Origin of the sequence: Rhodococcus artemisiae (assembly GCF_036327795.1) — a bacterium.
Lineage (GTDB): Bacteria > Actinomycetota > Actinomycetes > Mycobacteriales > Mycobacteriaceae > Rhodococcus > Rhodococcus artemisiae.
This window is the reverse complement of sequence record NZ_JAUTXY010000028.1, coordinates 38,903-48,579: the sequence shown is the minus strand read 5'-3', so window position 1 is coordinate 48,579 and position 9,677 is coordinate 38,903. Positions and strand designations below refer to the sequence as shown.

The 9,677-nt window shown below is 67.3% G+C and carries 8 protein-coding genes and 1 pseudogene; 5 read left to right on the top strand and 4 right to left on the bottom strand.

The annotated features are described in order from the left end of the window. Positions 1-274 precede the first annotated feature (274 nt). Positions 275-1,438, top strand: a complete 1,164-nt coding sequence (locus Q7514_RS31945; RefSeq protein ID WP_006936881.1) for an arabinosyltransferase domain-containing protein — start codon at positions 275-277, stop codon at positions 1,436-1,438. Positions 1,439-1,524: 86 nt separating this feature from the next. Here Q7514_RS31945 and Q7514_RS31940 read toward each other — a convergent pair whose 3' ends face one another. Further along, positions 1,525-2,181 (bottom strand): hypothetical protein, encoded by a 657-nt coding sequence (locus Q7514_RS31940; protein WP_006936883.1) that lies wholly within the window; start codon positions 2,179-2,181, stop codon positions 1,525-1,527. Between the two features lie 149 nt (positions 2,182-2,330). On the opposite strand from Q7514_RS31940, the gene Q7514_RS31935 reads away from it, so the two are divergent. The 3 genes and pseudogenes from Q7514_RS31935 to Q7514_RS33350 all read left to right on the top strand — a co-directional run. Next, on the top strand, positions 2,331-2,639 hold the full coding sequence (locus Q7514_RS31935) for a DUF6355 family natural product biosynthesis protein (protein ID WP_006936885.1): 309 nt from the start codon (positions 2,331-2,333) through the stop codon (positions 2,637-2,639). 218 nt (positions 2,640-2,857) lie between these two features. Continuing rightward, positions 2,858-4,333 carry a putative lipid II flippase FtsW gene (gene ftsW, locus Q7514_RS31930; RefSeq protein ID WP_017681396.1) on the top strand — a complete coding sequence of 492 codons (1,476 nt, stop codon included), beginning with the start codon at positions 2,858-2,860 and terminating at the stop codon, positions 4,331-4,333. Between the two features lie 45 nt (positions 4,334-4,378). Further along, positions 4,379-4,476 (top strand): annotated as a pseudogene (locus Q7514_RS33350) (transposase); the annotation flags it as partial. A gap of 321 nt (positions 4,477-4,797) precedes the next feature. Here Q7514_RS33350 and Q7514_RS31925 read toward each other — a convergent pair. The 3 genes from Q7514_RS31925 to Q7514_RS31915 form a co-directional block, all read right to left on the bottom strand. Beyond that, on the bottom strand, positions 4,798-5,895 hold the full coding sequence (locus Q7514_RS31925; protein WP_330137203.1) for a DUF2637 domain-containing protein: 1,098 nt from the start codon (positions 5,893-5,895) through the stop codon (positions 4,798-4,800). 107 nt (positions 5,896-6,002) lie between these two features. Then, positions 6,003-6,521, bottom strand: a complete 519-nt coding sequence (locus Q7514_RS31920; protein ID WP_006931050.1) for a hypothetical protein — start codon at positions 6,519-6,521, stop codon at positions 6,003-6,005. Next, complete coding sequence (locus Q7514_RS31915; RefSeq protein ID WP_017681394.1) at positions 6,514-7,230, bottom strand: ParA family protein; 717 nt, start codon at positions 7,228-7,230, stop codon at positions 6,514-6,516. The genes Q7514_RS31920 and Q7514_RS31915 overlap by 8 nt, the downstream gene beginning before the upstream one ends. A 1,009-nt stretch (positions 7,231-8,239) precedes the next feature. On the opposite strand from Q7514_RS31915, the gene Q7514_RS31910 reads away from it, so the two are divergent. Beyond that, the gene (locus tag Q7514_RS31910; protein ID WP_006931038.1) at positions 8,240-9,598 is read left to right on the top strand and encodes a cytochrome P450; all 1,359 of its coding nucleotides are present in this window, start codon (positions 8,240-8,242) and stop codon (positions 9,596-9,598) included. Positions 9,599-9,677 lie beyond the last annotated feature (79 nt).

Below are 9,677 nucleotides of genomic sequence, written 5' to 3'. Positions count from 1 at the left end.
CCCCCGGGTAGGCCCGTGCCCCGGCGGCGGGGGGTGAAGCGCCGGGTCACGTGGGCCCGCACGTCCGAGGGGACCGTGCGCGCCCGAGAACGACACTACCCAGAACCAACTTCACCGGACTTACCGACTTCCCCGCAAAACAAGCCGTTCGGTCTGCTCCCGTTAGCATCGCTCCCCGTGACCGAGACGAGAGCAGTATCGGCTTCGAGACGCCCAGAACCCGGCCCGCCTTCCGGCGGGCGAGCAGTCGAGACGCGGACCCGCCTGTGGGCCAGTGCTTGCCGCGGTGGTGGGGATCCTGGCGTCGATCGCGATGCCGTTGCTGCCGGTGACCCAGACCGTGGCATCGATCAGCTGGCCACAGTACGAGAGCGGAACGAGCGTCTCGGCGCCGTTGGTGTCCTACGCGCCTGTCGACCTCGAGGCCACGATTCCGTGTCGGTCGGTGCAAGATCTGTCCTCGAGCGGCGGTACGGTGTTCTCCACGCTGCCGGCCGGGGCTCCCGACCGTGAGCGTTACGGGCTGATCGCCCGCGTCCGGCCCGGCGAGGACGGGCCGGCGATGTTCGAGATGATCTCGCGCAACACGATGCTGGTCTCGGCCCCGGTGGACGAGTTGTCCGGGGACTGTGCGGTCGCCGTGTCTTCGACCCCGGACCGCACCATCGCCACGGCCTCCAGCTCCACCCGGGCGGCCGGGCAGCGAAGCTCCGATCGGGATCTGCGCCCGCAGCTGGTCGGGATCTTCACCGATCTGCCCGGTCCCGCGCTCGACGGCGTCTCGGTCACAGCGACCGTCGACACCCGTTTCGCCACCTCCCCGACCGTGCTGAAGGTTGCAGCGATGGCAGTGGCGGTGCTGGCCACGAGATTGGCGTTGTGGACGCTGCACCGGCTCGACCGCGCCGACGGACGCCGCCACCGCCGGGTCCTGCCGGCGACGTGGTGGTCGTTCACCCGCATCGACGCAGCGGTGGTCGGAACGCTGTTGCTCTGGCATGTGATCGGCGCGAACACCGCCGACGACGGTTACCAGCTCGGGATGGCTCGTGCCGCGGGCGAGGCCGGGTACATGGCGAACTACTTCCGCTGGTTCGGCGTGCCCGAGGCGCCGTTCGGCACGCCCTTCTACGACGTGCTCGCCGCGATGACGCAGGTCTCGACCGCGAGCATCTGGATGCGACTGCCCGCGTTGAGTGCCGGGATCCTGTGCTGGTGGGTGCTCAGCCGTGAGGTCGCTCCGCGTCTCGGGGTGGCGCTGCGCCGCACCCGGCTTCCGCTGTGGACCGGCGCGCTGGTGTTCCTCGCTTTCTGGCTGCCGTTGAACAACGGACTGCGTCCGGAACCGATCGTGGCCACCGGGGTTCTGCTGGCCTGGTGTTCGGTCGAACGCGCGAGCGGTCTGTGGAGTCCGGGTCCGATCAACACCACCTACTGACGGAACCTACGATCGCGGACTCACACGACACAAGGAAGAGAGGGAGGTTCCGGATCCGAAGGTCCAGGACATCCCTCACCCATACCTCAGGAACCTGCGGACAGGGTGGAGCGGTTCCACAGGTGCCGGCGCAGGCGTTGCAGTCGTGGGTGGTCGCCGGTGACCGATTCCGCGGACCGGCGCAGGTAGGCCAGGATCGGGCGCGGTCCACCGTGGACGAGTGCGTACTCGTCCGCATCGGTTTCGGTGTGCTGGTTCGTCCGGAGTACTGCGGCGATCCAGGCCGCGGCGCACAGGGCCCACAGGGCGGCGCCGGCGATCAGCGCCGGATAGGGTTCGCCGGTCTGCGCGCTCACTCCGGCGAGCGTCAGGCCCACCGTGGTGACCGCGGCGCCGAGCAGGTGCAGGAGCCGGCGGACCCGCCGCTGGGCGCGGTGGCCGAGAGCGTGCCACAGCATCCCGTCGACCACTGCGAGGTCGAGCTCGTCAGCGGGTGTGTGCCGGTAGTGCAGCGTGATCCGGTCCGCCCAGGGCCGGTAGGTGGCCGAGCCGTCGCACGGCGGATACAGCCAGGACGGCAGCGGATGCGGGTCGAATCGTACGGTCGGGGCCCCGTGCTGGCCCGCGAGGCAGGCCAAGGCGGCGGTGCGGGCGCTCCACCACCGGTGGGCGTCGGCGGCGGTGGCGAACGGCCCGACGGTGCCGTTGTAGGAGTCCTCGTCGAAAAGGTCCTCGGCCGTCACGTTGTGCACCTTACGCCCGGGCCGACCGCGTCCCGCGACACATCGTGACCGTTTCCTCCCGTTTACCCCATTGCAGCCCCCGGATAAGTTATCGTCGGCCTGAACATACCGACTTCCCGGTATGTTACCGACGGTGAGGGAGGACGACGATGACTCGCGGAACGAAGACGGTAGCCCGCGCCGCCGCGGCGGCGGTGGCGGCGGTGGGTATCGGGGCCGGTCTGGCGGTGGCGGCCCCGGCGGTGGCCTCGGCGGCGCCGTGCGGGTTCTACACCGACGCCGGGCGGCACTGGTACAACCACTGCGGTGGCGGTTGGGTGAAGATCAACATCCATTGGGACAACTTCCTCGGCCCTGATCACAACGAGACCCGGTGCGTGGGACCGGGCATCACCCAGATCGGCACCCCCAGCGCGTTCCAGCGCATCGACGGAGCCTGGTACATCGGCGGCTGCTGAGCGAGCAGGACACCGGAGCGGGCGGGCCGGCGGGCCTGTCCGCATTCGATGTCGTTCCGGCCGGGCGGTCCGGTCGACACGCCCATCCGGCGCTGGCGTCCGCGCCACCCCGGCGGCCTGCAGATCGCGGCACGGGCCCGAGATTTCACCGCACTCCCGTCCTCGGCGGACGGTGTGGGTCCCCGGGGACGAGGGTGCGCTCGTGGGACGATGAGCCGGTGAGTTCAGGGCGAAACGGCAGTACGGACGAGAGTGCACGAACCCGGTCGGCGCCGACATCCGACGAGACCGAAGGGTCGTCGTCGGGGCGGGGTCTGCGTCTGTGGTTCGACAGTTGGGCGGCCCGGCCGCTGCACGACTTCCAGACCTTGGTCGGGGTGACGCTGCTGCTGGTGGTGCTCGGGCTGATGATGGTGCTCTCGTCCTCGAGCGTGGAATCGCTGCTGAGCCTGGGCTCGCCGTATGCCCGGTTCGTGCCGCAGCTGCTCTACGCCGTGGTGGGCCTGGCGATCTTCGTGGCGGTGGTGCGGCTTCCGACCACGGTGCTGCGGCGCGGCGCGCCGTGGTTTCTCGGGTTCGCCTTCGCGCTGCTGATCCTGGTGCTCATTCCCGGGATCGGCAGCGAGGTCTACGGCGCCCAGTCGTGGATCTTCATCGGGTCGGTCTCGTTCCAGCCGTCGGAGGTCGCCAAGGTCGCGTTGGTGATCTGGACCGCGCACATGGTGGCCACCGCCGCCGAGCGGCGTGTCGACGTCCACCGCGTCCTGCGGCCGATCGGGGCGGTGTCGTTCACGGTGCTGGCCATGGTGGTGCTCCAGCGTGACCTGGGGACCGCGGTGACCATCGCCATCATCGTGATGGCGGTGCTGTGGTTCGGCCGGTTCCACGCCCGCATCGTCGCAGCGATGGCGGCCGTCGGGGTGCTGGGCATCGCGCTCTTCACCGCTACCGTCGGCTACCGCTCGGACCGCATCCGCGCCTTCCTCAATCCCGATGCCGATCCGCAGGGCATCAACTACCAGGCCACCCAGGCCAGGTACGCCCTGGCCAACGGTGGACTGTTCGGCCAGGGGCTCGGCCAGTCCAACTCGAAATGGAGCTATCTGCCGCAGGCCTACAACGACTTCATCTTCGCGATCATCGGCGAGGAACTCGGCGCGGTCGGGGCGCTGCTGGTGATCGGGCTGTTCGCCGCGGTGCTATGGGTCGGGTTGCGGGTGGCGTTGCGCTCGACCGATCCGTTCCTGCGGATGCTCAGCGCGGTGGCCACGATGTGGATCGTGCTCCAGGCGTTCATCAACATCGCCTACGTCGTGGGGCTGTTGCCGGTGACCGGTCTGCAGTTGCCGTTGATCTCCGCCGGCGGCACCTCGATGCTCACCACGTTGCTGATGTTCGGGTTGATCGCCCACGCCGCCTACCGCGAACCCGAGGCCCGCGTCTCGCTGGATTCGAGCACCTCCCCTCGACTGGTCACCCGCATCTTCGGCCGGCCCCGAGTCGGTGCCGCCCCCCGGCCGGTCCGGGCGCCGAAGATCCGCCGCCCCGCCCGCCCCGACCCGACCGCCCGCGGCACCCACAGCGCCGAGTCCCGCACCGCGCGCCAGGCCCGCGGCCGGGCCGAGCCCCGCACGACCGACACCACCGGCCGACCAGCCGGGCGCCGGCGCACCCCGAAGCCCACCTCCCGCTAGGGTGCAAAGCTCCTTCGCCCGGCACATCGGCACTGCTACCAGCAGTGGTCGTCGAACCATACTCGGCATCGGCTCTCACGCACCGGAAACCGACAGCTCAACGCTGCACTACACCGGGATCGCGCTCACACAAGCACGGTGCCGCGAGGACGCACGGGCCCTGATGACCCACCGGAAAGCCAGCAGCGACGGCGGGATGGAAGCACTCCGAGTCCTCAACGTCGACTGTCGGCCGAAGCCGGATCCACCGTTATTCGGACACTCCCGTGGACACTCGAAACACCAACTCGAGGGAACACATGTTCGAATAACTCTGCTAGGGTGGGATGCGACGCCGGGACTGTGGGGGAAGCACAGTCCCGGCGTCACTGCTTTTCCCGCCCCCGGTCCGCCTCTGGCCACCGACCGTTCGACGGCAGCTGCCTCCGGCCACGGCACAGCCGGTGGCCCGGGACGGGGTCTGGTCACACCGACACCAGTTGCTCCTCGCGTGCGGTGATCGCGTCGAGGGGAAGCAGCACCACCGGCGGGATTTCGAAGCCTTCGGCGTAGGCGGCGTTCTTGAAGCGCTGCCAGCGCCGGCACACCGTGGACGGGGACGGGGTGTCCTCCAACTCGGCGGCCACCTGCGCATAGGTCAGCTGCGGGCGATCCAGCAGGATCGCCGCGACCTCCTTCTCCTCGCTGCGCAGCGTGCACCCGGCCAGGAACTCGCGCAGGCCGTCGACCGTCTGCCGATGGCCACCGGACGTCGGCGCGAGAGTCTGCTCGGGCGGTGCCTCGAGCGGGCTCGGGGCCTGCACGGAGGCCTCCCCCGATGCATCCTCCCCGTGGCGCCCGGTGCCTTGCGGCTGCACCGTTGCAGGCTCGGCGGCAACGGCGGAGGCCTCGGCGTACACGCGGGCACCGGGGTATTGCACGTCGTCCCCGACGGGTGCATCCTCCGCAGGGTCGTGCACCTCCGATACCTCGGGTGCAGTCACGGGCGAATCCTGGTGCACGGTCGGGTGCGCGTCGTGCACCGCCTCGTGGTAGCGGCCGCGTTCGACGGCCAGCGCCCGCACGATCGTGGTGAACAGATGCAACAGGGCCAGGAACAGCAGCGGCACGATCATCGCAATGCAGGCGGCGATGGCAGCCGGTTGCGGCTGGTACCCGACATCGACACCGGCCGCGGCCTGCGCGTGCCGCTGCCCGGCCAGGCGGAAGGCGTGGTAGCCGTTGCCGGCCACGCTGAGCAGGACCGTGCCCGTGGCCAGGGCCTTGCAGTACAGGCGGGCACCGCGGAACTCGTCGTCGGTCCCCAGTGCAACGAGGGCCAGGGCGGCGGCGGCCTGTGCAACATCGAGTGCCACCGGCGCCATCCAGGCCAGTTCCGGGCGCACGCCGATTTCCAGGGTGAGCTGACGCAACGCATCGAACGACAGGGTGAACGCCAGCGCTGCAAGCACGAGCGTCATCGCTGCAACAGCACCGAGGGCCATGGTCTTCGAGTGCAATCGTCGGCGTGCACTTGCGGACGGTAGCTGACGTTGCGCAGCGCGAACGTTAAGGTCATACATGATCGGAATTTCCTTTGCTGAGGTAGCCGGTCACGGAGTCCCGTTGGATTGCAGGTCGAGCGGGGCTCCTCCTCTTTATGGCGCTAGAACGTTGAAGCGCTATGAAGTTAGAGGCGAGGTCTTCCTTGGTTGCCAGTTTCAGGCGCACCTGCCCGGATCGCGGCAATCACCTGCTCAGTGGACATGCGAGAGGCCAACTCACGAAGTGCAAAACGCACGATCGCACTACGGGAATCAATGCGTGGTTTCTGCTTCCGCCCGAGATAGATCGCCTCCTCGAGGAACTGGTCGGTCTCGGCGTCCAGATAGATCGTCGACTTTGTTAGCTCGTCCACTTCTGTCGAAGGCACTGGAGGCGCCGCCTTCGGCAACTCGGAGGCAGGCAACGCGGGTGCAGGTTCCCGGCCGTTGACGGTCTGCGCGGCCACATTCTCCGAGAGAGTCGCCGCAGCGTCCGAAGTAGACGGTCGAATCTCTTGCACGGGGGGTGCAATGGGATTGGTCGAGTTCTGGGAATCGGTGGGAATCTCCACCGGAACCGACCGGGGCTTGTGCCGCGGTGGCGGCATGGTGCGCCCACCGGCACGCTTGTTCTTTTGCCGCAAGGCATCGAGTCCGTTAGTCATTGACGTACTCCTGGAGGAACTTCGCGGTGTCGGTGATTGCAGCCGCGAACGCCCGCAACGGCTTGGCCGGTGGTTCCTCGGCGGTGATTGCAATGCGCTTCGTCCGAGTGCCAACCCGGGCGGCGTGGGGAACCGGAGGCGCAACCTGCACGGGCGTGCCGTCAACCATCCGCGCAAGACGGTCGATCATCGTTCCCGGAGGTGCCGCCGGCACCATTGTCGGCGAAATGACTAGGGGGTAGTCGGCGAGTTCGTCGACGAGCTGCTCAGTTGCATCGAGATCCAGCTTCCGTAACGGAGTCGGGGCGAGAACGACATTTGCAACGGACAGTGCACCATGGGCCTGGGTTGTTGCACCTGGATGCGTGTCCACGACGACCCATTCCGTGCCCCACTCCCCCGCCCACTGCACCAGCGCATCCGCCATTGCATCTTCGCTGGGCGCCTGGTCGTACAGGTCAGGATGCCCAGGTACCAGACGCGGCTTCTTGAAGCCGTTCAACGGCTTGGGGGTCTTGCCGGTGCGGATTGCATCGAGGATCGGAATGCGGGCCCGGTCGAGAGGCCGATCCCCCCACTTACCGGTGGCGCCGCCCCCGTCGTACTCCAAGTCCACCAGGACTGCGTCCAGCTCGTAAGCCAACTCGTACGCCATCGTGGTCTTTCCCACCCCTCCCTTCCGGGAGTGGCAAACGATGATTTTGGCCATTGCATGGAGCCTTTCGTCGGTTGCACTGGGTGCAATGAGTCGGTGCATTGAGGCGCGGCAGCGTGCACCGCTACCACGCTCTGAACGCTAAGCGTCGGAACGCTGCAACGTCGTAGCGCCACGCCGTTGCAGCGTTGCACCGTTCTAGCGGAGCAACGCTGCAACGTTCCAACGCTGCAACGTTCCGTCGCCAGAGCGTTGTAGCTCTGCAACGCTTCAAGATCGTAGCGCTCTGACGCTCAGCCATGGTAACGGCATGACGTGACAACGTTCTAGCGCTGGGGCGTTATAGCGCTACAACTAGGATATCCGCCCCCTCCGGACGCATTGCCCGCGTTACGCTCCGACGTTCAAGCGCTATAACGGCTCTACCCAGCCAGCGCCTTGCGCAACGACGTTGTAGCGCTATAACTCATGCTTTCTGAACACACTGCGTGACCAGCAGTTTCCCAAAAGCTCGGCCGAGTAACCCCTCCGCAGCAGTCCACTGCCCGCTCCTGCACCGTTGTAGCGGAGCAACGTTCCAACGCTGCAACGTTCCGTCGCCAGAGCGTTGTAGCTCTGCAACGCTTCAAGATCGTAGCGCTCTGACGCTCAGCCATGGTAACGGCATGACGTGACAACGTTCTAGCGTTGGGGCGTTATAGCGCTACAACTAGGATATCCGCCCCCTCCGGACGCATTGCCGGCGTTGCGCTCCGACGTTCAAGCGCTATAACGGCTCTACCCAGCCAGCGCCTTACGCAACGACGTTGTAGCGCTATAACAGTAAACGCGTGGCGCCTCCGCTGAGCGAGCCGTCGTTCGTTCAGCGGCAGTGCTTCCACGGGGTGGAACCGCCACGAACCCTCATCACCCGACTTGGCCGTAGCCGTCGCTTCCTCCGTCATGCCAGCCGACCGATTCTGCGATCGGCACAGCGGTGCGGCAGACTCCGGTCATGACTTCTGCGGGGGAGCAAGCCTCAAATGATGTCCGCGTCGAAGCTGAGACCGGACGTGGAGAAGCGATGCCGCATCCGTCGTGGCGGCTGCCCTTGCTGGGAGATGTGTTGCGTCTCGATCCTCGGCGGCCGGTACAGCGTGAGGCGCAGTTCGTACGGGAGCTCGGGGATGTGTTCGAGATCGACATCGCCGGCAAGAAGGTCGTTGTTGTCGGGGGCGGGGACGCGGCCGCGGAGGTTTTCGACGAGTCCCGGTTCGCCAAGGCGGTCGTCCCACCGGTGAGCAACCTGCGCGAGCTGGCCGGGGACGGATTGTTCACCGCGTTCAACAGTGAGCCGGCGTGGGCGCAGGCGCACAACGTGCTGATGCCGGCGTTCAGCCAATCCTCGATGCGCAGCTATCACGAGGTGATGCTTGAGTGCGTCGACGGGCTCTGCAGCTACTGGGCCGCTCAGGCCACTGAGGGTCCGGTGGACGTCTCCTCGGACATGAATCGCCTGACGTTGGAGGTCATCGGTCGCACCGGGTTCGGGTACAGCTTCGACTCGTTCTCCGCCGGTCGGCATCCGTTCGTCGAGTCGATGACGCGGGCGCTGTCGTTCGTGTCGCAGTCGGCGAACGATCTGCCGGTCATCCGGGAGATCTTCGGATGGAAGGCGCTGCGCCAACACCCGAAGGACATTGCGCTGATGCAGCGCACCGTGGACGAGGTGATCGCGGCACGCCGCCACGGACAGTCACCGCGCCAGGACGACCTGCTGCAGCGGATGCTGGAGCACCCGGACCCGCAGACCGGGGAGCTGCTGTCGGATCAGAGTATCCGCAATCAGGTGCTGACCTTCCTGGTGGCCGGGCACGAGACGACGGCAGGTCTGCTGTCGTTCGCACTGCACTACCTGTCGCTGCATCCCGCGATGGTCGAGCGAGCGCGGACGGAAATCGCCCAGGTGCGCGACGGCAGCGGCCCGCTCCGGTTCGAACAGGTCGCGAAGCTGCGCTATGTCCGCCGCCTCGTCGACGAGACCCTGCGGCTGTGGCCGTCCGGCCCGGCATTCTTCCGCAAGGCCCGCACGGACACGACGCTGGCCGGCTACCCGGTGCGCAAGGGGCAGACGGTCTTGGTGGTGTTGCTGGCGCTGCACCGCGACCCGACGCTGTGGGGCGAGGACACCGAGGTCTTCGACCCGGGCCGGTTCCTGCCTGCGGCCGTGCGTGCCCGCCCAGCCCACGCATATAAACCGTTCGGGGTAGGGGCTCGGGCCTGCATCGGCCGGCAGTTCGCGTTGCACGAGGCGGTCCTGGCGCTGGCGGAGATCCTCACCCGTTTCGAGGTCGAGCCCGTGCCGGGCTATGAGCTGTCGGTGGCCGAGTTGCTGACGATCCGGCCCGAGCGCTTGCAGCTGGCGCTACACGTCCGAGCGTGACCATCGATCCCGCTTAACGGTCGAACAGTCGGTTTTCGCTACACTGCCTCCCCGCATCGAGATCAGGTCGAGACATAGG

Bases quoted from the DNA above. Each gene is read 5' to 3' on its own strand.
- Q7514_RS31935 (WP_006936885.1), top strand. From the start codon at position 2,331: ATGACTCGCGGAACGAAGACGGTAGCCCGCGCCGCCGCGGCGGCGGTG.
- Q7514_RS31925 (WP_330137203.1), bottom strand. From the start codon at position 5,895: ATGTATGACCTTAACGTTCGCGCTGCGCAACGTCAGCTACCGTCCGCA.
- Q7514_RS31920 (WP_006931050.1), bottom strand. From the start codon at position 6,521: ATGACTAACGGACTCGATGCCTTGCGGCAAAAGAACAAGCGTGCCGGT.
- Q7514_RS31915 (WP_017681394.1), bottom strand. From the start codon at position 7,230: ATGGCCAAAATCATCGTTTGCCACTCCCGGAAGGGAGGGGTGGGAAAG.
- Q7514_RS31910 (WP_006931038.1), top strand. From the start codon at position 8,240: ATGCCGCATCCGTCGTGGCGGCTGCCCTTGCTGGGAGATGTGTTGCGT.